This is a genomic window from Vibrio sp. 1562, assembly GCF_033340155.1.
Lineage (GTDB): Bacteria > Pseudomonadota > Gammaproteobacteria > Enterobacterales > Vibrionaceae > Vibrio > Vibrio alginolyticus.
Window position 1 is genome coordinate 49567 of sequence record NZ_JAWOVY010000015.1, and the last position, 25457, is coordinate 75023.

The 25457-nt window shown below is 45.1% G+C and carries 21 protein-coding genes; 6 read left to right on the top strand and 15 right to left on the bottom strand.

Going from position 1 to position 25457, the window contains the following annotated elements; translation table 11 throughout:
• The first annotated feature begins 373 nt into the window (after positions 1-373).
• On the top strand, positions 374-556 hold the full coding sequence (locus tag R7Z49_RS15825; RefSeq protein ID WP_021707681.1) for a hypothetical protein: 183 nt from the start codon (positions 374-376) through the stop codon (positions 554-556).
• Between the two features lie 40 nt (positions 557-596).
• Here the strand turns inward: R7Z49_RS15825 and R7Z49_RS15830 are convergent, their stop codons facing one another.
• The 3 genes from R7Z49_RS15830 to zipA all read right to left on the bottom strand — a co-directional run bounded on the left by R7Z49_RS15830 (position 597) and on the right by zipA (position 5576).
• Positions 597-2006: a hypothetical protein gene (locus R7Z49_RS15830; RefSeq protein WP_005382055.1), complete on the bottom strand. Its 1410-nt coding sequence runs from the start codon at positions 2004-2006 to the stop codon at positions 597-599.
• Between the two features lie 510 nt (positions 2007-2516).
• The gene (ligA, locus tag R7Z49_RS15835) at positions 2517-4529 is read right to left on the bottom strand and encodes an NAD-dependent DNA ligase LigA (RefSeq protein WP_017819968.1); all 2013 of its coding nucleotides are present in this window, start codon (positions 4527-4529) and stop codon (positions 2517-2519) included.
• 90 nt (positions 4530-4619) lie between these two features.
• Positions 4620-5576: a cell division protein ZipA gene (gene zipA, locus R7Z49_RS15840; protein ID WP_186584430.1), complete on the bottom strand. Its 957-nt coding sequence runs from the start codon at positions 5574-5576 to the stop codon at positions 4620-4622.
• Positions 5577-5827: 251 nt separating this feature from the next.
• Here zipA and cysZ point away from each other — a divergent pair, with 251 nt between their 5' ends.
• The 5 genes from cysZ (at position 5828) to crr (ending at position 10758) form a co-directional block, all read left to right on the top strand.
• The gene (gene cysZ / locus R7Z49_RS15845) at positions 5828-6571 is read left to right on the top strand and encodes a sulfate transporter CysZ (protein WP_025998633.1); all 744 of its coding nucleotides are present in this window, start codon (positions 5828-5830) and stop codon (positions 6569-6571) included.
• A 164-nt stretch (positions 6572-6735) separates the two neighbouring features.
• Complete coding sequence (gene cysK, locus R7Z49_RS15850) at positions 6736-7704, top strand: cysteine synthase A (protein WP_005382045.1); 969 nt, start codon at positions 6736-6738, stop codon at positions 7702-7704.
• Positions 7705-8004: 300 nt separating this feature from the next.
• Complete coding sequence (locus tag R7Z49_RS15855) at positions 8005-8262, top strand: HPr family phosphocarrier protein (protein WP_005382043.1); 258 nt, start codon at positions 8005-8007, stop codon at positions 8260-8262.
• A 140-nt stretch (positions 8263-8402) separates the two neighbouring features.
• Entirely contained in the window at positions 8403-10127 is a 1725-nt protein-coding gene (ptsI, locus tag R7Z49_RS15860; protein WP_005389298.1) for a phosphoenolpyruvate-protein phosphotransferase PtsI, read from the top strand.
• A 121-nt stretch (positions 10128-10248) separates the two neighbouring features.
• Positions 10249-10758, top strand: coding sequence for a PTS glucose transporter subunit IIA (crr, locus tag R7Z49_RS15865; protein ID WP_005382041.1), 510 nt, complete (start codon positions 10249-10251; stop codon positions 10756-10758).
• A 95-nt stretch (positions 10759-10853) separates the two neighbouring features.
• Here crr and R7Z49_RS15870 read toward each other — a convergent pair whose 3' ends face one another.
• The 12 genes from R7Z49_RS15870 to flgD form a co-directional block, all read right to left on the bottom strand.
• Entirely contained in the window at positions 10854-11978 is a 1125-nt protein-coding gene (locus R7Z49_RS15870; protein ID WP_132936482.1) for a flagellin, read from the bottom strand.
• A gap of 116 nt (positions 11979-12094) precedes the next feature.
• Positions 12095-13228, bottom strand: coding sequence for a flagellin (locus R7Z49_RS15875; RefSeq protein WP_005380447.1), 1134 nt, complete (start codon positions 13226-13228; stop codon positions 12095-12097).
• Between the two features lie 506 nt (positions 13229-13734).
• Positions 13735-14889 (bottom strand): flagellin, encoded by a 1155-nt coding sequence (locus R7Z49_RS15880; protein WP_005382038.1) that lies wholly within the window; start codon positions 14887-14889, stop codon positions 13735-13737.
• A 427-nt stretch (positions 14890-15316) separates the two neighbouring features.
• A complete protein-coding gene (gene flgL / locus R7Z49_RS15885; protein WP_186584432.1) occupies positions 15317-16510 on the bottom strand; it encodes a flagellar hook-associated protein FlgL in 1194 nt (397 codons plus the stop codon).
• Between the two features lie 13 nt (positions 16511-16523).
• On the bottom strand, positions 16524-18464 hold the full coding sequence (flgK, locus tag R7Z49_RS15890) for a flagellar hook-associated protein FlgK (protein ID WP_186584433.1): 1941 nt from the start codon (positions 18462-18464) through the stop codon (positions 16524-16526).
• 160 nt (positions 18465-18624) lie between these two features.
• Entirely contained in the window at positions 18625-19551 is a 927-nt protein-coding gene (gene flgJ / locus R7Z49_RS15895) for a flagellar assembly peptidoglycan hydrolase FlgJ (RefSeq protein WP_182016997.1), read from the bottom strand.
• A gap of 16 nt (positions 19552-19567) precedes the next feature.
• Entirely contained in the window at positions 19568-20659 is a 1092-nt protein-coding gene (locus R7Z49_RS15900; protein ID WP_005393118.1) for a flagellar basal body P-ring protein FlgI, read from the bottom strand.
• A 43-nt stretch (positions 20660-20702) separates the two neighbouring features.
• On the bottom strand, positions 20703-21482 hold the full coding sequence (flgH, locus tag R7Z49_RS15905) for a flagellar basal body L-ring protein FlgH (protein WP_005382033.1): 780 nt from the start codon (positions 21480-21482) through the stop codon (positions 20703-20705).
• A 30-nt stretch (positions 21483-21512) separates the two neighbouring features.
• A complete protein-coding gene (flgG, locus tag R7Z49_RS15910; protein WP_213903853.1) occupies positions 21513-22301 on the bottom strand; it encodes a flagellar basal-body rod protein FlgG in 789 nt (262 codons plus the stop codon).
• An 18-nt stretch (positions 22302-22319) separates the two neighbouring features.
• Positions 22320-23069: a flagellar basal-body rod protein FlgF gene (flgF, locus tag R7Z49_RS15915; RefSeq protein WP_258489529.1), complete on the bottom strand. Its 750-nt coding sequence runs from the start codon at positions 23067-23069 to the stop codon at positions 22320-22322.
• A 329-nt stretch (positions 23070-23398) separates the two neighbouring features.
• A complete protein-coding gene (gene flgE, locus R7Z49_RS15920) occupies positions 23399-24712 on the bottom strand; it encodes a flagellar hook protein FlgE (protein ID WP_005382030.1) in 1314 nt (437 codons plus the stop codon).
• A 30-nt stretch (positions 24713-24742) separates the two neighbouring features.
• Positions 24743-25453 (bottom strand): flagellar hook assembly protein FlgD, encoded by a 711-nt coding sequence (flgD, locus tag R7Z49_RS15925; protein ID WP_005382029.1) that lies wholly within the window; start codon positions 25451-25453, stop codon positions 24743-24745.
• Positions 25454-25457: the final 4 nt, after the last annotated feature.

A 25457-nucleotide genomic window follows, 5' to 3' on the forward strand; every position in this document is an offset into this window, starting at 1 on the left:
TCTTTTTATCCTCGGATACATACTTAACGCATAAGCATTTAAGTTGAGTGCTTTTTATTTGGTAAGTAAGAGGATGTACTATGAATAAGCTTCTCTTTTTAATGTTGTGCGGTATTTTTTCTTTTTCTTCCTTTGCCTACAACAACGGAAACGGCGGTACAACTAATTTGGGACCTATAGTCGAATGCAAGATGCCAAGTGGCGACGTTACGAATATTCCAAGTGAAATGTGTCGATTTAGAGGTGGGGAATGGGAATAGTAAAGAAGTAAGAGCTTAGTTTGATATAATAGCCCTATTCAACCTTGCCTTTCTGCGTAGTCACGGTTTATACAAGCACGTAGATATTTAAAGTTTATATTAAGGTGATTATTATGAGATTTTTATCTGGTCTATTAGTAATATCTTTTGCCATAATTCCGTTAACCACTCATGCTAATGGTGCATCCGGTGGTCGTACGTTAGGCCCAGAGATAAAGTGTGAGTTGCCAAACGGTAATGTACATATGTTGCCACCGTTATATTGCAAAATATACGACGGCCGAGAAGTGAAATAGAAAAGGAGCCTAGCGGCTCCTTTTATTATCTAATTAAGTATTAGTGGAAGCTGTAAGGGATAAGAACTTGTAGACGTAAGTCTGTTTCATCCGCATCGCCAGCACCTGCGTACTCATCACGTTCTAGGATTGTACCGTGTAAACGAATGGTAGAACCTTTAAGCGCGCCACTTTGTAGTGAGTAAGATACTGTTGCGTTAACTGCGTATTCGCTTTCGTAATCCCAGTCACCTGATGCTCCGCTTGCTGCAGAGTCAGCGCCAGTACCGTAACCAAAGCCTAGGTAGTAGTTCCAGCCGTTACCTTGGTTGTAAGATAGACGGTTGTACCATGCTAGCTCACCCGCTTTGTTCCAGTCAGACAGCGCGTCCCACCACTGAGACCAAGTACCATTGTTCATACCATATGTATGAATAGTACGAGGAACGAAGTCCGCACGGTTATCTGTGTCTGTGTAGCGCAACTCAGACATCCAAGCTAGCTTGCCGAAAGATTGATTCAAAGATAGACCAGTGTGGAAACCTAGACCATCGTATTTCACATCATCGTCAACACCGTAGAAATCAAATGCTAGAGTTGTACGGTCACTAACAGTGTACTTCAAGTAAGCCTTGTAAGAAGTGTTGTCAGTTTCGTTGTGGTAGCTAGTTACTTGACCTGCACCCCAGTCAACACCATTTGCATATTGAACGCCAGTAGCTTGACCCAAACCAAGTTGCATAAACAAGCTGTCAGTTAGGTTACCGTTTAGGCCTAGAGAGTGTAGGTAGCTCCATGAAGTGTCAGACCAAAGCGCTGGTGCGTAATCATCTTCGTGAAGCAGCCAAGGTGCTGTAAATTGGTCTGCGCCAAAGTAGCTTAGGTTGAAATCACCAAGTTTAGCGTTTAGTTCGAAACCACGGTAAGTACCAGGTACAAAGCTCCAAACGTTACCGATTGTACCGTTACCACCAGCCTGTAACATACCGAAACGAGCATTAAAGTTTTCGTTTGCTTTGAATTTCAGCGCTGCTTTGTAAACTTTAAGCTGCTGACCATCACCTGCACCCCAGTCTAGGTTGTTACAAGTTGAGATTTCGTTACATAGGTAGCCTTCGTTTGAATTGTAAAGACTATCGTTGTAAAGATCGCCAGAGTAGTAAGCCGCAACATCTGCGCCCACCCAACCATCGTGGTAGCCAGAAGTGAAGTCTAAAATTGCGTTGTAAGAAGAGTAGTTTAGACGACTCCAACGGTCACCATTTTCACCGCCGGGCTTACCTGTTGTACGAGTTCGTGAACGAGTATCAACTATGAATAATGCATTCAGACTTGAGTCTTGCATAAATTCGTTCACTTTCTCTACGTACTCGCCACCTGCTGCACTTTCAGTAGACGCTGTAGCTGGAGCGACAGCAACAACACCAAACATTGCTGCGGTTAACGCTGAAACCTTAAAAAATTTGTCCATGGAAAAACTCCTAAAAATGGATATAGCTGTATTTTTCTATCTCACCTTTAGTTGGCCGCCGAAGGAGAGAAGTAAATTCCTGATCAAACCTCATTATTTCTAATTTGGCTTTTTTTAGTTCCTGCATACACACCGTGTATCCACGTGATTAAGACTAACTTCGCAGCTAAAAACATCCAAATGGAACTTATTTTTTTTCTAAAAAAATATGAGCCACTCCAAAGTTCCATATAACTTATTGATCCAGATCTTATTTTTAACAACATCAACACAACACAATAAATTATTATTTAAAATCAAACACTTAAATTGAACTCAAAAGTATCAACTTGAAGTCACTCGCAGACTAAAAAAGCCAAAAAAACCAATAACCCAAGGTTCGATCTTGATCACTGAAAAGAACAAAGGCATCAATTACTCAATAAAAAAACACTTAATTATGAACAATAAAAAGCCCCGCATGCTTACCATACGGGGCTTTTAGTTATTTTTTAGCTTTTTTGAGAAGACTTAATTCATCAGTTCGAGTAAGTCTTGTTCTGTTTTAATTTCGATACCCAGTTCTTGTGCCTTTGCGAGCTTCGAACCTGCATTTTCACCAGCAAACAAAATATCGGTTTTCTTAGAAACACTACCCGTCACTTTAGCCCCCAGTGCTTGGAGGGCTTCTTTGGCTTCTGTACGCCCCAGTTGAGAAAGTGTTCCCGTTAATACTACTGTTTTACCTTCTAATGGTAATTCCCCCACCTGCTCAGTAGTATTAATCTCTGGCCAATGAATTCCTTGTTCAAGCAAATCTTTAACCACCGCTTGGTTCTGTTCTTCACTAAAGAAAGTCGTAATATGTTGAGCAACCACAGCACCGATGTCTTGCACTTCAATCAACTGCTCTTCGGTAGCATTTTGGATCGCTCCCAACGTTTTAAAGTGCATTGCTAAGTTTGCTGCGGTTGCCTCGCCAACTTCACGGATCCCCAGTGAATACAAAAACCGAGGTAAAGTTGTTTCTTTGGATTTTTCTAACGCATTCACAATATTCTGCGCAGACTTTGGCCCCATGCGATCTAGTACGGTTAAAATCCCCGCTGATAACTTAAATAAGTCAGCAGGAGTTTTCACCATCTCACGATCAACAAGCTGCTCGATCACTTTATCGCCTAAACCGTCAACGTCTAACGCTTTACGAGAAACAAAGTGTTTTAGCGCTTGTTTGCGTTGGGCTTGGCAAACTAAGCCCCCCATACAACGTGTTACCGCTTCTCCTTCGATCCGCTCAACATGCGAACCACAAACAGGACACTGAGTTGGGAAAACAATATCTCGAGCTGTTTCTGGTCGACGCTCTTTGATGACAGAAACGACTTGGGGAATAACATCGCCAGCACGGCGGATCACAACGTGATCACCAATCTTGACCTGCAGACGTTCAATCTCATCTGCGTTATGAAGCGTCGCATTACTTACCGTTACCCCGCCAACAAATACAGGCTCTAGTTTAGCAACAGGTGTAATCGCACCAGTGCGACCGACTTGGAACTCCACTTCATTCAGTGTCGTCATTTCTTCCTGTGCTGGGAATTTGTAGGCAATCGCCCAACGTGGAGCGCGAGCAACAAAACCCAGACGCTCTTGCACGGCAATATCGTCAATTTTAATAACGACACCATCGATCTCATAAGGGAGGGCATCACGACGCTGCAATATATCTTGGTAGTAAGCTTTTACATCCGCCAAGCTTTCAACTCGCTTAGTTTCCGGACACATTGGCAGTCCCCAAGATTTGATTTGCAAAAAGCGTTCGTAATGACTTGCTGCCAATTCTGCACCTTGCACCACGCCTACACTGTATGCATAGAAGCTAAGCGGACGAGAAGCCGTAATACGTGAATCCAATTGTCGTAAGCTACCTGCCGCAGCGTTACGTGGATTAACAAAGATTTTCTCGCCTTTCTTCCTTGCTAATTCATTGAGCTTTTCAAACCCAGCTTTCGGCATAAAGACTTCACCACGAACTTCAAGACGATTTGGCCAGTCATTACCTCTGAGTTTTAAAGGAATAGCTTTAATCGTACGCACATTCTCTGTGATGTTTTCACCCGTAGTACCATCGCCTCGAGTGGCCGCCTGAACTAAAACGCCATTCTCATATAACAAACTTACGGCGAGTCCATCCAATTTAGGCTCACAACAGTATTCTTTCACACTCTGGCTGCCCACGCGCTCTTGTGCGCGCTTGTGGAAACTATCGAGTTCACTATCATCAAACGCGTTATCAAGCGAAAGCATCGGTACTTCATGTGTCACTTGGCTAAACGCAGAGAGAGGTTGCCCACCGACACGTTGGCTTGGCGAGTCTACGGTTATTAAGTCAGGGTTCTCTGCTTCAATATCCAGTAACTCTCGCATTAAACGGTCGTACTCGGCATCAGGGATCTCTGGGTTATCTTCCACGTAGTAACGCACAGCGTGGTAATGCAACGACTCTTTTAGTTCTTCTAGTCGCTGAAGTACTGATTCAGACATAGTAAAGCCCCGTGTATTTTCAATCGGTGAGGTTGGGAAATCCAAGAAAAAGGGCTCCATCCGGAGCCCTATTATTATTTGCTGTTAAGATTATGCGTTAGCGGCATTAAACTCAACTATTTGACGTCGATAAGATGCTAAACGATCTGGCGTCATTAAGTTGCGCTGGTCATCAAGTACGTTACCACCTAAGTCATCAGCAATTTGCTGCGCAGTTCGGAGCATTAAGTTGAAGTTCTGTTCAGCCTCGCCATAACAAGGCAATGTCATGAAGAATGAAATACCCTTCGTTGTAAACTCAGCAGGATCAGCATGCTCAAACGTACCAGGGTGCATCATATTAGCGACGCTAAACAGCACTTTGCCGTTACCGGACAAGTCGACATGACGGTGGAAAATATCCATTTCGCCATAAATTAGACCGTTTTGTTGCATACTTTCAAATAAAGCAGTACCAACAAATGGCTCTTCACCAGCACAGTGCACATTCAATACAATCACTTGCATTTCAGGTTCTGGCTTTGGCTCTTCCTTAGGCTCTGCAACGACAGGCTCACTAACCGTTTCGACTTGCTGTTCTTTCTCCGTAATATCAAACGCGGCGGGAATAGCGTCTTCTTCCACAGCGGGCTGGAATGGCTCTTCAGCTACTGTTGCTTGAACAACAGGCTCAACGTCCTCTTCTTTATCTTTTTCTGCAACAAATGAAGGGATGTCATCCAGCTCCTGCTGCGTCTGTTTGACTTCAGATGGACCACCGAATAACGGGTCAGATTCAAACTTGTTGTCGAAAGAGCTCGCCATCCCAAAATCTGGTTCTTTGCGATCTTTGCGAATGATCTCAAAGTCATCTTCAGGAGCGGGAGCGAAGTCTCGTTCTTTCTCAACAAGATCATTTTTGTCTTCTTGGTCAACATCCAGCTTACCAAGTGGCTTGTTACCAAACTTTGCTTTGCCTTCTTTTTTACTGCTCCATAAACCATGAAACAGTAATGCCGCGATGGCTAATGCGCCAACAACAATGAGTACGAATCGCAATTCCTGCATTATTTACTCTCAATATACTTGTTTTTACTACTCGCAGTTCCTTGAGCAGCAACCCAAGTGCAATAAATCTGAATGATACGTTTACTTTACCAAAACTATATGTAGATTTAGAACAACTTAATGCAAGAAGTTCCGTTTTTTGTTGTGATTCTTGCCACGATTCCACTTAACAAGACGTCATTTGTCAGGGCATTGAAAGAAAAGTCCTCACAGGTACAATGAGTTTTCATTTACACGAAGCCAAAATAGACATGAAGCAAAACAATCAGCAGAGAACCGGGTTCGGTTATTTTCTATACGGGATACAATTGGCACTTGCCCCTAAAATCAGGCGCTTTGTCATCTTACCTCTACTTGCAAATATCTTGCTTGTAGGTGGTGCCATCTTCTATCTATTTTCAAACCTTAATATATGGATAGAAGGCTGGATTGGGCAGCTGCCTGAGTTTTTATCCTGGTTAACTTACATTCTTTGGCCTTTACTCGCTCTGACGATACTCGCTACCTTCTCCTATTTTTTCAGCACGCTCGCGAACTTTATCGCCGCGCCATTCAATGGCCTCTTGGCTGAAAAAGTGGAAGAGTACTTAACGGGACAAAAAGTAAATGATGATGGTTTCACTGCCGTCCTGAAAGATGTTCCTCGCGTTTTAGCTCGTGAGTGGAGAAAGCTCCTTTACATATTACCTAAAGCAATAGGCCTATTCCTATTATTGCTCATCCCTGCCCTTGGACAAACAGTAGGCCCATTTTTATGGTTTATCTTTACCGCCTGGATGCTCGCGATTCAATATTGTGACTACCCGTTTGATAACCATAAAATCCCATTTAACGACATGCGTTACAAATTGAAACAAAAGCAAGGTAAGGCCTATGGCTTTGGGGTATTGGTGTCTGTGTTTACGACGATCCCAATTTTGAACCTCATTGTCATGCCTGTAGCAATATGTGGTGCAACCGCTATGTGGGTCGCGGAGTTTAAGCACCAACGATAGTCGATTAGAGATGAAGGAAAGGGATCAGCGCCAGCTTTTCCCTTTTCTTCTATCAAGTTCTGGGCCAACCTAATAAGATATAACTTTTTAATCCTTTTCCCTTTTTTTCATACCGCATATTCTTCTATCCATATTCACACAACGTGTAATGAAGGAACATCACTATGAGCAAAATCTACGAAGATAACTCTCTTACTATTGGTAATACACCTCTCGTTCGTCTAAACAAAGTAAGTAAAGGCAAAGTTCTCGCAAAAATTGAAGCGCGTAACCCTAGCTTCAGTGTTAAGTGCCGTATCGGTGCAAACATGATCTGGGAAGCAGAGAAAGCGGGCCTTCTTAAGCCAGGTGTAGAGCTTGTAGAACCTACCAGTGGTAACACTGGTGTTGCTCTAGCATTCGTAGCGGCTGCTCGCGGTTACAAGCTAACATTGACCATGCCTGAATCAATGAGCCTAGAACGCCGTAAGCTACTAAAAGCACTAGGCGCGAACCTTGAGCTGACTGAAGCGGCGAAAGGCATGAAAGGGGCGATTGCTAAAGCAGAAGAAATCGTAGCAAGCAACCCTGAGAAGTACCTACTTCTTCAACAATTTGACAACCCAGCGAACCCAGAAATCCACGAAAAGACTACGGGCCCTGAGATTTGGGAAGCGACAGACGGTGAAATCGACGTATTCGTTGCTGGTGTTGGTACGGGCGGTACTATTACAGGTACTAGCCGTTACATCAAAGGTGAAAAAGGCAAAGCCATCACTTCTGTTGCAGTTGAGCCAGCAGAGTCTCCGGTTATTGCACAAGCACTTGCTGGCGAAGAAATCCAACCTGCCCCACACAAAATTCAAGGTATCGGTGCTGGTTTCATCCCTGGTAACCTCGATTTAGACATTATTGACCGTGTTGAGCAAGTTACCTCAGAAGAAGCGATTGAGATGGCTCGTCGCCTAATGGAAGAGGAAGGTATCCTAGCTGGTATCTCATCTGGCGCAGCGGTTGTTGCAGCGAACCGACTTGCGGAACTACCTGAATTTGAAGGAAAAACAATTGTAACTGTCTTGCCAAGTTCCGGTGAGCGTTACCTAAGTACAGCACTCTTTGCAGGTATCTTTACCGAAAAAGAGAACCAACAATAATATGTGTTCAAATCAATTTTTAGTTTAAAAAAGCCCCGTTTAGGGGCTTTTTTGTTGATCCCTGCCCTACCTTTGGTAATATCAGGGTGTTTTATTTCTAGCTTCAAAATAAAGAAGCAGAACACAAAAAGGTTTCAAAGTGATTACGCACGCAAACAGTTGCGTAGTTACCAAACTTTTGACTAGTATCAGAACTGACACGCTTTGAACTCTTCCCGTGCTAGCGCACAAGATGTAAAGCAGTTAAGCTAAAATCTGGTCACAAACTAACAAAAAAATACATTTATTGGGGTATATCACATGTACGAGAAGCAAGTAGAAATCACAGCAGAAAACGGCCTTCACACTCGTCCAGCTGCACAGTTTGTTAAAGAAGCAAAAGCATTCGACGCAGACATCACTGTGACTTCTAACGGTAAAAGCGCTAGCGCTAAGAGCCTGTTCAAACTACAAACACTAGGCCTAGTAAAAGGTACTCAAGTTACTATTTCTGCTGAAGGCCCACAAGCTCAGCAAGCAGTTGACCACCTAGTTGCTCTAATGGACCAACTACACTAATCCGGTCTCCTACTCCAGAAGCCATTTTGTGAAAGCAAAATGGCTTCGTTGGAAATAGGCTCAAAACTAAGCTAAAACTATTCGTTAGCGCACCCATTATTCTCCCGTTTTATAAAGTTGACCAAACTTAAGGTAAGGCTATGATTTCAGGCATCCTAGCATCTCCTGGTATTGCAATCGGTAAAGCACTACTACTTCAAGAAGATGAAATTGTCCTAAACACAAACACTATTTCTGACGATCAAGTAGAAGCTGAAGTTCAGCGTTTCTTTGACGCTCGTAACAAATCTGCAGCTCAGCTAGAAACTATCAAGCAAAAAGCGCTTGAAACGTTTGGCGAAGAAAAAGAAGCGATCTTTGAAGGTCACATCATGCTTCTTGAAGACGAAGAGCTAGAAGAGGAAATCCTAGCACTTATCAAAAACGACAAGATGACTGCTGATCACGCTATCCACTCAGTGATCGAAGAGCAAGCATGTGCTCTTGAGTCTCTAGACGACGAATACTTAAAAGAGCGTGCAACTGACATCCGCGATATCGGTTCTCGTTTTGTTAAGAACGCACTAGGCATCAACATTGTTTCGCTTAGCGATATCAACGAAGAAGTAATTCTTGTTGCTTACGACCTAACGCCATCTGAAACTGCACAAATTAACCTAGACTATGTGCTTGGTTTTGCTTGTGACATTGGTGGTCGTACATCTCACACTTCAATCATGGCTCGCTCACTTGAGCTTCCAGCTATCGTTGGTACTAACGACATCACGAAGAAAGTTAAGAATGGCGACATGCTGATTCTTGACGCAATGAACAACAAGATTGTTGTTAACCCATCAGAAGCTGAGCTAGAAGAAGCAAAAGCGGTTAAAGCAGCATTCCTAGCTGAAAAAGAAGAGCTAGCGAAACTGAAAGACCTACACGCAGAAACGACTGACGGTCACCGTGTAGAAGTTTGCGGTAACATCGGTACAGTGAAAGACTGTGACGGTATCCTTCGTAACGGCGGTGAAGGTGTTGGTCTGTACCGTACTGAATTCCTATTTATGGACCGTACTGCGCTACCAACTGAAGAAGAACAGTACCAAGCGTACAAAGAAGTTGCGGAAGCAATGAACGGTCAAGCTGTGATCATCCGTACTATGGATATCGGCGGCGATAAAGATCTCCCATACATGGATCTTCCAAAAGAGATGAACCCATTCCTAGGCTGGCGCGCTGTACGTATCAGTCTAGATCGTCGTGAAATCCTTCGTGATCAGCTACGTGGCATTCTACGTGCTTCTGCACACGGCAAACTGCGTATCATGTTCCCAATGATCATCTCTGTCGAAGAAATCCGTGAGCTTAAGAAAGCGATCGAAGAGTACAAAGAAGAGCTACGCGCTGAAGGCCACGCGTTCGACGAAAACATCGAAATCGGTGTTATGGTTGAAACTCCTGCTGCTGCTGCGATCGCACACCACTTAGCGAAGGAAGTATCTTTCTTCTCTATCGGTACAAACGACCTAACTCAGTACACACTAGCGGTTGACCGTGGTAACGAGATGATTTCTCACCTATACAACCCACTATCACCTGCTGTACTTACTGTGATCAAGCAAGTTATCGACGCTTCTCACGCAGAAGGTAAATGGACTGGTATGTGTGGTGAACTTGCAGGTGACGAGCGTGCAACACTTCTACTTCTAGGTATGGGTCTGGACGAGTTCTCAATGAGCGGCATTTCAATCCCTAAAGTGAAGAAAGTAGTTCGTAACTCTAACTTCGCAGAAGTGAAAGCAATGGCTGAAGAAGCCCTTTCTCTACCGACAGCAGAAGAAATCGAAGCCGTGGTAGAAAAGTTTATTGCTGAGAAAGCTCAGTAATCGGTAGTACCAAGTAATTCAATACTTAATGGCCATTAGACGGCGAAAAAAGTCGTCTAATGAGCTATATTGGTATACTATAATTCGACAGAATAAAACCAAACCTTAGGAGCATGACACAATGGGTCTGTTTGACAAACTTAAGAAGCTTGTATCTGATGACAGCGCTGACGCTGGTGCTATCGAAATCATCGCGCCACTTTCTGGTGAGATTGTAAACATCGAAGACGTGCCAGATGTTGTTTTCGCTGAGAAAATCGTTGGTGACGGTATTGCTATCAAGCCAGCAGGCAACAAAATGGTAGCTCCTGTAAACGGTACTATCGGTAAGATCTTCGAAACTAACCATGCGTTCTCTATCGAGTCTGACGACGGTGTTGAGCTTTTCGTTCACTTCGGTATCGACACAGTTGAACTAAAAGGCGAAGGCTTCACGCGTATCGCTGAAGAAGGTCAAACTGTTAAAGCTGGCGACACTGTAATTGAATTCGATCTAGCTCTTCTAGAAGAGAAAGCGAAGTCAACGCTAACTCCAGTTGTTATCTCTAACATGGACGAAATCAAAGAGCTAAACAAGCTTTCTGGTTCTGTAACTGTTGGTGAAACTCCAGTTCTACGTGTAACTAAGTAATTTTTACTTAATCGAACACGAAAAAAAACGCTGCCAATGGCAGCGTTTTTTATTATCTGACTTTTTTCTGAGCGATGTGCATCGCTGAAACACGTTCAACTGAGCAAGCCTAGTGCTGAGCTCGGCCTTTGCTTCGCTTGAGCGAGTAATGCAGTTGTCGCATCTTGGAGCACTTGAGAACGCACCATTTCCGTAGATTCTCTTGCGAAGTCTGTATCTCTTATTCGACTCTTGGACTCTGTAACACTCCGATTCACAGTATTTAAGTTATCCATCGAGCCGTTTACACGGTTCTGAAAGCTGCCAATTTCACTTCGGTGCGAATCAACGTACTTAATTGCTGCATCAATCACCCCAACTGAAAGCTGAGCCTTACCTGCCGTCGACATATCAATGTCATCCATTGTGACTAATTGACCAGCGCTCACATCAAGCTCATCCGCTAAACTCCCTTCGAGAACCACACCCTCTGGCGCCTTCATCATAGAAGCGAAGAATTGCAGTTCGTTGTTTTCCGTTACTGAAGCATTCACTATCGATTGTTGAGCATTGATGTAAGTGGCGACCTGTTCTATACGGTCACCCAATTTGAGTCCAATGGATTCCGTTTGGGTTTGCCCTTTACTGTCTTGGTATTCGACTTTTAGGGTTTGGTTATCTTTAGTGACTCGCCAATCTTTATCGACCGCATCACCAACATAATGCTGCCCTCCCATCTCTGGGATATGGCTACGCATGTTACGTAACGTCAAAGAGATTGAATTAGCGTTCGCGCCAATATGGAAACTTTGTGAACCGTAAGATCCATCAAACAGGTTTTTATCCGCAAATGTTGTCGTGATCGCGACACGATCAAGCTCATCTTGCAGCGCTACGACCTCATATTGAATACTTTGCCGATCACTTGAGTCATAACTGCCGTTTGCTGCTTGAAGCCCCAGAGAGCGTAAGCGTTGCAATATTTCACTGCTTTCGTGCAATGCTCCCTCCGCTGTTTGAGCAACAGAAAAAGCGTCGTGCGCATTTCTTAAGGCGACATCAAGCCCTCTCGTTTGTACATGGAGAGTATTCGATATCTGTAAACCTGCCGCATCATCGCTCGCCGAGTTGATTCGAAACCCCGAAGTTAGGTTGCGTTGTGACTCAACATTTTGCGCAGCTGCTTGACTCAGGTGTCTCTGCGCCACCATCGCAGAAACATTGGAATTTAAAGAGATCATCTAATCGATATGAATGCCTTATCGAACATACTGTCAGGACACATCTGAATCGTTATAGCCAATAAGCAAAAAGCCAGGGATGAGCCTGGCTTTGGTTTCTTGCTTTGTTAAAGTGATTAACCTAGCAGACTTAGCGCTGAGTTAGGCGCTTGTTTCGCTTGCGCAAGGATTGAGCTTGACGCTTGCGATAGAATTTGTGATTTGGTCATTGCCGTTGTTTCTTTCGCGAAGTCAGTATCTTTGATACGGCTCTTCGACGCATTCACGTTCTCGTTAATGTTGTCCAAGTTGCTGATTGCGTGGTTGAAACGGTTCTGGAATGCACCCAGCTCTGCGCGGTGGCTGTCTACGTATTTCAGTGCCGCATCGATGATAGCAACAGATTCTTGTGCGCCACCAACTGAGGTTACGTCGATAGTATCTACCGTTACCTTTTTGCCTTCGCCCAAACCTAGTTCACCAGATAGACCACCTGAAAACTCGACCTCGCCCTCAACTTTGTTGTTGCCAGCGAAGATTTGCAGTTTACCGTCTTGGTCTACTGACGCTTTCACTAGGTCAGTTTGACCGTTAATGTAAGTCGCAAGCTCTTCGATATCGTCACCCGCTTTTGCGCTGATGTTGATTTCTTGCTCTTGGCCGTAGCTGTCCGTTAGGTTGATTTTTAGGTCGTTCTTACCTTCAGCAACGTTCCAGTCTTTACCTTTACCACTTTCAGCTTGGTAGCTCACACCGCCCATCATTTTGTTGTCTGAACGCATGTCTTTTAGCTCAAGCATCACTGCTTCACCGTTATCTGCACCGATTTGGAACGATTTCGCACCGTGTGTGCCGTTTAGTAGCTTGTTACCACCGAAAGAGGTGGTTTCTGCGATACGGTTTAGTTCGTCGTTTAGCGCGGTCACTTCTTCTTGAATCGCAACGCGCTCTGCTTTCGAGTTTGAACCGTTTGCTGATTGCAGAGACAAGTCACGCATACGTTGAAGAATATTAGTGGTCTCATTCATTGCACCTTCAGCAGTTTGTGCAATCGAGATACCGTCGTTCGCGTTGCGAACCGCTACATCCAAACCACGGCTTTGTACGTTCAAACGGTTCGAGATTTGTAGACCCGCAGCGTCATCTTTTGCGCTGTTGATTTTAAAACCTGAAGACAAACGCTCCATAGAAGTTTGTTGAGCTGAGTTTGCGTTGTTTAGGTAACGCTGAGCGGTCATCGCTGATACGTTAGTGTTTACATTCACTGCCATGGTGATTTCTCCAATTGATTTTCCGGTGTAGCGGTTTCCGACGTCTCGGAAAACCAAGTAGTTCTCTCAAAGTTACCTCTATTAACGACACCAAATTCAGAAGCTTTAGAAAAAAGTTTAAAAAAATAACATTGCGAGATTTAGCTAATAAAATTGAAGAAAAGTAAGAAAGAGTACTCAAGTTTCCACAAATCGAGCCGAGAGGGCCAAATTGTATAGAAAACCAGCAAAAGGAAACAATTAAAGGTTAGTTCGCAGACGATAGACGTGAAAATTAGAAAAGAAAAAGCCCCTTTTCCTTTGAGAGAACTGGGGCTAGGTTGGTCGCCAGAGCCTATGTGGAGATCAAGAGAAATGAACACATTTCCGGCATACCGAGTGCAACTTTACATTGAAAATGATTGGCAGGTGAGAGATGAGAGAGCCGCTCATTCTATTGTAAAGTTGCTTGCCAAAAGCCTGCATTCCCATCCACGTCTGAATGTATTGAGTACAGGCTAAGTAAACTACTGCAATAGTGACATTGCAGAGTTTGGCAACTGTTTCGCTTGAGCAAGAATCGATGTACCTGCTTGTTGCAAAATTTGTGCTTTGGTCATTTGCGTGGTTTCTTTCGCAAAATCTGTATCTTTAATTCGGCTGTTCGATGCGTCAACGTTTTCTTGGATATTCGCCAAGTTGTTGATGCTGTGACTCAAACGGTTTTGCTTCGCACCTAAGTCTGCACGTTGCGAGTCTACGTATTTCAGTGCCGAATCCAGCACAGAAATCGCGTTTTGAGAACCTTGTACCGTGGTCATATCAATATCTTGTACTGACGTTCTGATAGGTTCATCACTCAGGCCAAGCTCAGATGCTAATCCACCAGAAATAGAAATCTCACCCTGAACGTTTGGATGCGCGACAAAAACTTGCAACTTGCCATCTTCACTTACAGACGCATTAATCATATCAGACTGACCATTAATGTAAGTGGCAAGCTCTTCGATGTCGTCGCCCGCTTTGGCATTAATGTTGATTTCTAGATCATCAACATTGCCGTCTTCGTCTTCACCCATACCTGGTAGCGTGATCTTCAAGTCAGATTTAGCTGGGTCAACGCTCCAGTTTTTATCTTTACCATTTTCAGATAAGAAGGTCACACCGCCCATGCGAGTATCGTCCGCACGAATGCTGGTGAGTCCCATGATCATGGCTTCACCTGAGCTCGCACCAATCTGGAATGCTGCTTCACCGAATGAGCCATTCAATAGACGACGACCACCAAATGAAGTGGTTTCTGCAATACGGTTTAGCTCGTCAATCAATGCCATTGACTCTTCGTTGATCGCCTGACGCTCAGCCGGAGAGTTAGTACCGTTCGATGATTGAATCGCAAGGTCACGCATTCGTTGCATGACAGAGGTTGCCTCATTCATCGCACCTTCAGCGGTTTGTGCAATCGAGATACCATCGTTCGCGTTACGCATTGCGACATCTAGGCCACGAGACTGTGCAGTTAAGCGGTTAGAGATCTGTAGACCTGCCGCATCATCTTTTGCACTGTTAATCTTATGTCCTGAAGATAAGCGCTCCATCGACGTGTTTAATTCATCAGTCGCTTTGTTTAGGTAACGCTGCGCGGTCATCGCGGAGACGTTAGTACTAACTGTTACAGCCATTTTGCTCTCCTGTTGAGTTCGCAAGCTTTTGCGAAGCGGCCAGCTTTACTCTCATTTGGATAAGCACTGACCGTAAAAGTTACTTGCTAAATCTGCCTTAAACGCAGGGTTTAGAATCTCTAAATCTGTTCTGATATTTTCAATACAATTTGTGTGCCAACTTTCGTAAATTATTTAACCACTTTTAAAAGAATCAAATAAACAATAAGTTAGCTTTATCATTAAGCTATTTCCGGTTTGTCAGACTCATCTTAGCCCAAGGGTATTGAACGCTGCCCTGTTGCCGCCCGACTTGCCTCCCGCATCATTGCCGCTTTGGGTAAAATCGTGCCGCATGACATCTCAGACTCTCAGGTTACGTCGACTTATCGCGCTTAAGGCTTTGCACATAAGGCATCAAAATCAGACAATGTGTATGAGTGTCATACTAGATGTAGTTAAACAACGTTAGATCTTTGGTCTTACCGAATGCTTGTTGCGATGCCTGTAACGCTCGCGAGTTTTCACTGAACTCGATCACGGCTTTGGAGTAATCCAAGTCCTCAAAGTTGCTCTTCGCTTTTGCCAGAGACAAATTAAAGTCTTCATGATTTTGCTCTTGGATATCCAGCGTACTCAATCGAGCACCGGCATCTGTACGCGCTTTATTCAAATGGATAAAAGCAGCGTGGAATTCTTCTGTCATTTGGTGCAATTTAGCAGTCGCCGACGTATCCGAAACCGATTTGTCTGACCATGCCATTGCATCCTTGAAGGTATCGAAAATGCTGAACTCTGCCCGCTTTTCGATCTCAATACTGTCACCAGGCGTAATTTGGCCTTTTACGTGCACTTTCAGGCCTTTGTATTCAACCCCTTTCTCTGGAGAAAACTCATCGGCATCCACTACTTTGCCGTTACGCTCTAATTGGTAACCAAATTTGCCGTTATTCATATCGACAAATGTCACGCGATACGCCGCATCATCCTTAGCGTCAACGTTAGTAGCTTTGTTTAGCAACAGCTCAGAGCCGTTTTGTAGATCGTAATTCGGCTGATAGTCGCCAAATGGGTTTGGTATCTCCATAAACAGCTTGCTGCCGGGATCGTTCATTGGCATCTCAAGCATGCTGGAGACTTTCATTTTGCGCTGATAATCGTCCCCAGCGTATTGCACGCTACCATCTTTATCGCGATAAAATGGTTGGCTTTTTGGCTTAGTGCCAGCAAACACGTAGTTACCAGATTCATCTTGCGAGTTCACCAAGTTAAGGAAGTTGTTCGCAATCTCCTCTAGCTCACGCTTCTTTGCTTGTCGGTCTTCCGCAGAAAACGCACCGTTAATCATCTCCATCGTTAAACGCTTCGACTCGTCGGCAAAATTCTCCGCATTGGCGATATTAACTTCGTGGTTTTCTAGACGATTACGCACCAACACTATCGAGCTAAGATATTGTTGTAGCTGTTCTTGTTGCTGACTAATATTTTGAATGTAATGCGACGCAAGGGGATCGTCGCTAGGTTTCAGTAACTTTTTCCCTGAAGCAAGTTGCTCTTGGTTATGGTGAACCTTATTCTCTTGACGACGCAAATCATTTTGTACGGACTGATAGTTATGGAAACTAGAAATTCGGGTTAGCACTTATCTCTTCTCCTTACCTCAGTTGTAAAATGGTATTGAAGGTATCATTCGCCGCTTGCATCACACGTGATGAAGCCATGTACGCTTGTTGAAACTTCATCATGTTGGCCGCTTCTTCATCGAGGTTAACGCCAGAGATAGAAGCAACGCGCTCTTGTGCCGCCTCATGCTCTAAGCGAGCGACAGAGGCTAATCGGTTTGCTGTAGAAGATTTCAATCCGACTTCGGTATTGAGGTTGTGATAAACATCGATCAAAGTACTGGATTTTCCGTCCATCATCTTATCTGTTTGGATCTTCTGCATTTTTCTCAAGTTGCCATTACCACCTTCCGAAGGCACCAAGTTCGCGGTGAACTTGTCATTCATCAGCGCACCTTCGCTCAGCTCAAATACAGTCGCATCGCCATTTTTATACAGCGGATGACTTTTCGGCACTGAGATTTCAATCATCGGGTTATCTTTGTCTAGCGGGTATGAGTATTTGTCCGATAGCAAATTGCCTTTGTTGTCCGTGATCTTTAACCATGGCTTATCATGTTTCTCGTCGGCTGGTTGTACGGTGACCTCAAACTCTTTAACATCCCCCGCCTCACGAATTTTGAACTTGGCGTTACCTTGAGCAAAAGTGGTTGAAGCTTCATAACTTTGCGCGGCAATGGCTTTTGCATCATTGGTTTCCATCTTGATGATGGCTGCGCCACTTCGTGTTGGGCGCAATAATACGCGCTCACCAGCGGCAAGACCTTCACCGATTTGCACTTTCATACCATCCAGAACAAACGAAGAATCTGATTGATCAATGTTCAACGACATTTGCTCACCTTTCGGTGTTGTCACGCTGTATTGGTCGCCATCATAACGCAGCGAATATTCACCACCTTTGATCGCGGAAATATCCTCGATGTAAACCGCAACATCAGCTTGTGAGTCAGGTGCAGCAAAAACTCGAGATTTTGCCACCAGCTCAGAGTTCACGTCGGTAAATACGTCTTTACCTATCTTGCCGTTGAGATCCAGACCTTGAGATTGCAGCTGATTAATTTTGTAGGAGAAACCCGTCGCTAAACGGCCCATTTCATCTTGCAGTTGTGGGATGTGTTTGTCGCGCATTTCAAGTAAAGCGCCGATTTTGCCATCCATATCATCAGACTTGATCGCTTTAATGCCATTCCCTTCCACCATTGCTAATCGTCTTTGATGAACATCCGGATAGCCATCGATCATTTTGAGCTGGCTTGCTTCCGTGCCAGAAACAAGAGTGTGTCCATTGCCGATATGAACATTAAACCCTTCCGCATTTTTGCGTGGGGTTACGGTAACTTTGGTGTATTCTGACAGCTCAGTAACCAGCTTTTCATGCTGATCCATCAGGTCATTATGTGGACCGGGAGTACGCATCATCAGTCGATGAATATCGCGAATTTCCAACGCAAGTTGATTAACGCGCTCAATGCCCATATCCAATTTTTTATTGGTGACATCAGATTGCAGTCGCACGGTTTCGTGGAAATCATTTAATGTATCAGAGAAGATTTTTGCCTTTTCCAATACCACTTTTCGTGCCCCTAAATCGTTCGGGGTATCTGCCATGGTTTTTACCGCATCGAACCACTCATTCAGGTTCTCGGGAATTTTCTTCGATGCCACTGAACTCAACATGCTAGAGAGCATATCAAGATTGTCTTGGGTATCCGTTTTGTTGGCATTGTTGGTCGACGACAGGTTCAGTTCATTCACGGCAAACTGATCCCACGAGCGGCGAACATTTTCCACATGCACACCCATGCCGTAGGTAGAACCACCAAACATGCGCGGATCATTCGTGCCTTGGATAACAGACTGACGGCTATAACCCTCTGTATTAACATTAGAAATGTTATGACCAGTGGTGTTTAATTGTCTCTGAGCAGTAAGCACACTTTGAGTACCTACATTCAGAAGATCTGACGCCATACATGCCCCCGAAAACGAAATATAAATCGGCAAAACCGATCACCTAGACACATTAAAAGCAAAAGATGTGCCAAGTGATAGAAAGGCGTAGATGTTCAGATAAAGTGAAGGCTTGCACTATGGCAAGCCTTCGAGAACGTCATAAATTGTCGCAGAGACATTACATACTTTCGATTTTATCCTTCACCTGCAGGACTTTATCTGCGTAATTCGGATCGGTCGCGTAACCCGCACTGTGGATACCGCGAATAAACAACTCTGAATTCCCGCGTTTCTGCAATGCTGTCTCGTAACGTGGGTTGTCATTCAAAAATCGTACAAAGTCATTAAAGCTGTCTTCGTAACTTGAGTAGGAGCGAAACGCTGCCGTCTCTTTCACTGGCGTGTTATCGTGGAACTCTAAAGTTTGAGTCGTCACTTTGTCACCCTGCCAGCTTCGATCTGCTTTGATATTAAATAAGTTGTTGCTGCTGCCACGCGCGTTCTTCACGACCCTTTGTCCCCACCCCGTTTCCAAAGCGGCTTGCGCAAGTAGCAGAGATGGCTCGACACCTAAGGCTTTCGCAGCTTTCTCCGCGTATGGCTTCATCGAGTTAACAAAGGATTCTGGTGAATCGAATCGAGTGGGTTCATTGCTTGGTCGAGATAGCTGACCAGATTCAATCAAGCGCTGTTCAATCTCGCGCGCTTTTTTCGGGTCAACACGACGATATTCCGCAGCATTGTTTGCCGCATCACGCATAGCCGTTTCTTTTTTGTCGTTCCCTTGCCCAGCCGTTAATTGCTTAACAATCATATCGGCCAGTCCCATTGAACCAGACGAACTCAATTCACTCGCCATCTGTTCATCCAACATTTGTCGATAGAACTTCTCGTTTTGGCTGTTCATCATGTTGGACTCAAAGCCCTCATTGGCTTCTCGCATGGATTTCAACATCATGGAGGTGAAAATAGATTCGAACTGACGAGCTGCTGCACGCAGTGCTTCTTGCTCGCCATCTTTACCTTCCTTCACTGCTTTTTGACGCAAGGTATCCAGCGAACTGATGTCATGAATAAAACCAATGTCGTTAGGATTGTTCATTATACCTACCTCCTAACCATTAAATGATGATCAACTGGCCTTCAATGGCACCAGCTTGTTTCAATGCTTGCAAGATAGCCATCAAATCCGACGGCGCTGCGCCGACTTGATTCACTGCACGGACCAAATCATCCAACGTTAAGCCTGGCTCAAACTTAAACATCTTGCCCTGCTCTTCGCTGACTTCGATATCCGAGTCTGGTACGACAACGGTTTGCCCACCAGAAAAGCCGTTAGGTTGGCTAACATTCAGGTTTTCTTTGATCGCAACCGTCATGCCGCCATGCGTTACTGCTGCAGGTTTAAGACGCACATGCTTACCAACTACGATGGTGCCCGTTCGTGAGTTAACGATGATTTTGGCTGCACCATCTGCTGGGTCGAACTCTAGGTTTTCGATTGCCGATAAGAACGCAACACGCTGGCTGACGTCACGAGGAGCACGCACGCGCACTGATGTCGCGTCAACAGCGCTCGCCATTTGTGGGCCAAGGAAGTTGTTTACAGCATCCGCCATACGTTGAGCCGTTGTGAAGTCTGACTCAAGCAAGTTGAACGTGATGTAATCACCACGACCAAATGGGTTTGGAATTTCTCGCTCTACTGTCGCACCACTAGAGATAAGACCAACGGTTGGATTGTTACCTACGATTTTAGAACCGTCAGCGCCTTCAGCACTGAAGCCGCTCACTACTAAGTTACCTTGAGCAACCGCGTAAACTTGACCGTCGAGACCTTTGAGGAACGTTTGCAGCAAGGTGCCACCACGCAAACTTTTAGCACTTCCGATGGAAGAGACAGTCACGTCCACTTGCTGACCCGGTTTAGAGAAAGGCGGCAATTCTGCCGTAACCATGACTGCGGCAACGTTTTTAATTTTTGGCTTTGTGCCCGGCGGCATCTGAATGCCGAAGTTTTGCAGCATGGCGGCGAAACTTTGCTCTGTAAACGGGTTCGCTTCACCCGTACCAGGTAAGCCTGAAACCAAACCATAACCCACGAGTTGGTTGCTTCGTACACCTGCCACTTGCGCGACGTCTTTGATACGTGCGGCTTGGGCTACGGTAGAAAACAGAGCAACGCTCATCAGTACTAAAAGGAGTTTTTTCATGCTTACTTATCTCTTGCAGTCAAATTGCCGTCAGCACGGCGTGTTATAGCGCTACATTAAAGAATCGTGCCAAGAAGCCTGGCTCTTGCATATCTTGTTGCAAACCAGTGCCAGAGTACTGAATTCTTGCGTTAGAAACGCGATTTGATGCAATGGTGTTGTCGAAATTAATATCATCCGGACGAATAGTGCCACTTAAACGTATGTACTCATCACCCGTATTTAGCGTCATCCACTTCTCACCGCGGATCACGAGGTTGCCGTTTGCCAGTACTTCGATCACCTCAACAGTGATGTAACCACTGATGCTGTTGCTCTGCTTTGCAGAAGAGTCACCTGCAAATGAGTTGGAGTTGTTTAAGTCATAAGAGAAATTATATTTTCCGCCAATTTGCAGCTCTTCTCCGCCCACTTGAAGCGGGTCCATTTGCGCTTCATTGGTTTTCGATAAATCGGCATTTGCGCTTTTCGTCGCACTGGTTGTCTCATCCAGTGTTACGGTAATAATGTCGCCAATACCACGTGGTTTAGAATCGTCGTAGAGATCGGTAATGTGCTCGGCGCTAAACAACGAACCTGTTGCAGCAGCGTAATGCTCAGGCTTGTTTTTCGGATGAATTGGAGCCCAAGCAGGGTCGCCAGCAACCGGATCACTTCTACCACGTAAAGTATCTACAATACCGCTGCTCTCTTCTTTCGATTTATCGCCTTCTACTGCGTCGACCACAGTGGTTGCTTGTGTCACTTCATCCGTTTCAATCGGTTCCAACATGGCACAGCCCGACATCGTAGCAATCAAAGCGAGTAGGCAAATACGTTTCATCGTGAGCTCCTCAAATCTTGCTCTTAATCGTTACAATTGCTGGTTAACGAAGCTCATCATTTTATCGACTGACGAGATCACTTTTGAGTTCATTTCGTAAACGCGCTGGGCTTCGATCATGTTGACCAACTCTTCCGTTACATTCACGTTGGACGCTTCCAGCATGGATTGACGAATTTCCCCCAAACCGTCCAAACCAGGAACACCCTCTTGTGGATCGCCACTGGCACCCGTTGGTAAGTAAAGGTTCTGACCAATTGGCTCTAGGCCACCCGGGTTAACAAAATCTGTAATGGTTAGCTGACCAACGACTTGGTTGTCTTGCTGACCTCGGACGCGAACCGACACTTCACCATCCGTACCAACAGTAATAGAAATCGCATCTTCTGGAATCACAATTTCAGGCTCTACAGGGTAGCCAGAACCCGACGTGACTAACGTGCCTTCACCATTGAGCGTGAACTGACCGTTACGGGTATAACCGATGTTGCCGTCCGGCAATGTCACTTGGAAAAAACCGTCGCCTTCCACCATCATGTCCAGTGCGTTAGTCGTTGTCTGTGCATTGCCGTGCGTGTGCACTTTTTGCGTCGCAACCACTTTAGAACCCGAACCTAACATCAAGCCACTTGGCAGTTCCGTGTTCTGAGATGACTGGCCGCCAGGCTGGTTGATGTTCTGATAGAACAAATCTTCGAATACTGCACGGCTCTTTTTGTAGCCGACAGTAGAGGCATTCGCCAAGTTGTTCGAAATTGTGGCAATGTTGGTTTGTTGGGCGTCTAAACCTGTTTTACTTACCCATAGTGCTGGATGCATAGTGAACCTCTAACTCTGTTAACTCATACGAAGCAGTGAATCTGAAGATTTATCCATTTCTTCAGCTGTGCTCATCATCTTGACTTGCATTTCAAACTGACGTTGTAAGTCAATCAATGCGGTCATTTCACCTACGGCATTCACGTTACTGCCCTCTATCGCTCCCGTCTGGAGGCTAACAGTCGCGTCTGCTTCGTAAGGTTGGTTTGGAGTTTTATGGCGAAATAAGCCATTGGTGTCTTTAAACAAGCTTTGGTCATTAGGCTTAACAAGCTTAATGCGATCAACCGCTTGGAATTCTTCTGCCGGGGCACCTTGAGGAAGCACAGAGATGGTGCCATCCCGACCGATTTCAATTTTGGAGAGAGGAATAGGCAAAGTAATCGGCGCATCGTTTTCACCCAGCACCAAATGACCACTTGCGTTGGTAAGCATGCCATTTTGATCGACTTTTAGGTTGCCGTTACGAGTCAACCCTTCTTTCCCTGTGTGATCGAGTACCGATATCCAACCGCGGCCTTCAATCGTCACATCCAGATCACGCCCTGTTGTAATCACGCTACCTTGAGCAAAGTTATGCCCTGGACGCTCTGTCATGCTGAATACACGTGAAGGATGGCCTTCACCATAAGCCTGCATTGAGCGAGCCTGTGCTAAATCAGCCCGAAATCCGGTCGTGCTTACGTTAGCCAAGTTATTAGCGCGCAATTGTAGTGCCTGCATATTTTGCTTGGCGCCACTCATTGCGAGAAACAGTGCGCGATCCATAAATTACTCCAAAAATCTCTCTGAACACGGAGTAAAAGCAATAGTTATGCCAAAATAAAAATAGACTTATTAATCAATACCTTGAATTAATAACAAACTATTAAAAGAGGTCAATAGAGGCAGAAAACTGTAACGAGAGGCAAGGTTTTGATCCAGACGGCGGCAACAGCGGCAAATCGTAGATCAAAGCATGCTTAGCCTGAGTGAGGTGTATTCAGGCTAAGCATCAGATGAATGTCATGATGAAAGTGAACAAAGCGGTAATTACTAAGAAGCAATCACACGCCATTGCTTACTCAAGCAGAGTATCGAATGACCCAGCTAGTGCTCTAGCGGATCTGTAAGATATTCTGTTGTAGTTGGTTGTGTACTTCTAGCGAACGTGAGTTTGCTTGGAAGTTACGCTGAGCAGAGATCAGGTCCACCAACTCCTGCGTCATATCAATGTTTGACTGTTCCAGCATACCGTTATTGATGGTGCCGAAAGAGCCTTTATTTGATTCACCCCAGATCTTGTCACCAGAGAACTGCGTTGAATCCCATTGAGTGCCGCCTTTCTTATCCAGGCCTTGCTCATTTGGAACACGTACGAGAGCAACACGACCCAATGTAACGTTTTCACCGTTTGAGTAAGTTCCCAATACGCTGCCGTTTTCATCGAAGTCAACTTTGGTTAGGAAGCCCGTTGTTGCACCGTCTTCGTCAAACTTAGTCAGTTCGAACGGAGCCGCAAACTGTGTTGCTGAGCCTAAGCCGAAGTTAAGCGTCTGCGCAGGATCGGCACCATTCATATCGACTGGTGTCGTGTTCGTCGCCGGATCGCCCAGAGCCACAGAAGTGATTGGCTGACCATTGTTCAAGCTCGCCAACGTACCATCGTTGTTGAACTTCATGGTATGCCCCACATGACCTGTTGGCGTTTGCGCATCACCAGCCGCAACATTTAAAGGCTTTTCACCTTCTTTATCTGTCACGGTGTAGTAAGTGTTCCATGTATTTGGCTGAGTCTGATCTTTCAAGTAATACGTCGTTAGCTTGTAAGACTGACCCATCGAGTCATAAATTGTCGAAGAGGTTGAACGGTTGTATGTATCTGGGTCTGAAAAATCAAACTGCGTTGGATCTTTCAAATCGCCGTTCGCTGGCAAGTTCACACCCACTTCAATGTTTGCTGTTTGTTTTGGCTTACCAAATTCAGCAGGAATATTGATGGGTTGTGGCTCGTATGAAGAAACCTCACCAGAGCTTGGGTCCACTTGGTAACCTAATAAGAACTCGTCGTTCGCGGTCACCATGTAGTTTTCTTTATTTAAGTGAAATGCACCATTACGTGTCAGTTCATTCTGTTGTGGAGTTAGACGCTCTTTCGCTACAGCGAAAAAACCTGTCCCCGAAACACGCAAATCCATTGGGTTGTTGGTGTAAATGCTAGAGCCTTCATGGAACTGCTGTGCCACTTGGCTTGCTTGTGCACCACCACCCGGTGTGGTTTTTGCGTTAGTAAATAAAGAGTTAGAGTAGACATCAGCAAACTCAGCACGGGACTCTTTAAAGCCGTAAGTGTTGGCGTTCGCAATGTTGTTACTGGTGGTGTTCAAATCCAGTTGGGCGGCGGACAAACCGCTTAAAGATACATATGACATTCCAAAATCTCCTAATCTAGCGAGCTATGACTACGCTTTGCCGACTTCCAATACTTCTGCAAGTCGAACTGGCGATTCAAAACCAGCCAGATTGAGTAATACGTTTCCGTCACCTTTGCCAAGCAATACGCTGTTTACGTTGGCATACGTCGATACTGGGAACTCTTGCGACTCCCCCTCAACTAAGCCAGACGCTTTCACTTTGTATTTGCCAGCTGGCAGTGGATTTCCGCTTTCATCTTTACCGTCCCAAAGCACACGCGTGTCGCCGGCTGGTTTCGCCCCTACCTCAAAGGTACGAACCAGTTGGCCAGCTTCATCCTCTACACGAACAAACAGATTATCGATAGATTGTGAAAGCTTAACCATTGCCGCCATTGGTGCGTCGTCCTGCTTCACACCTGCTGCTCCTGGGACCAATACGTCACGCCCTACCAAAGAGGAAGCTTGTAACGCTTGATTTGATGTCATTGACGAATTCAAACTCTCAAACTGAGTGTTCATCTTGCCAATGCCATCAACGGTCGCAAATGAAGCCATTTGCGCAATCATCTGGTCATTACTTACCGGCTTAAAAGGGTCTTGCTGAGACAGTTGCTTCGTGAGCAATGATAAGAAGTCTTCCTGTTTTAGGTCCTGCTTACCCGTGCTCTCTTCCGCTTTCTTGTTACTCTCTTGTAGACTTTTAAGCTGGTCGATATAGGACAAGCCGCTTTGACCAACGTTGTTAATTCCGGCCATACGC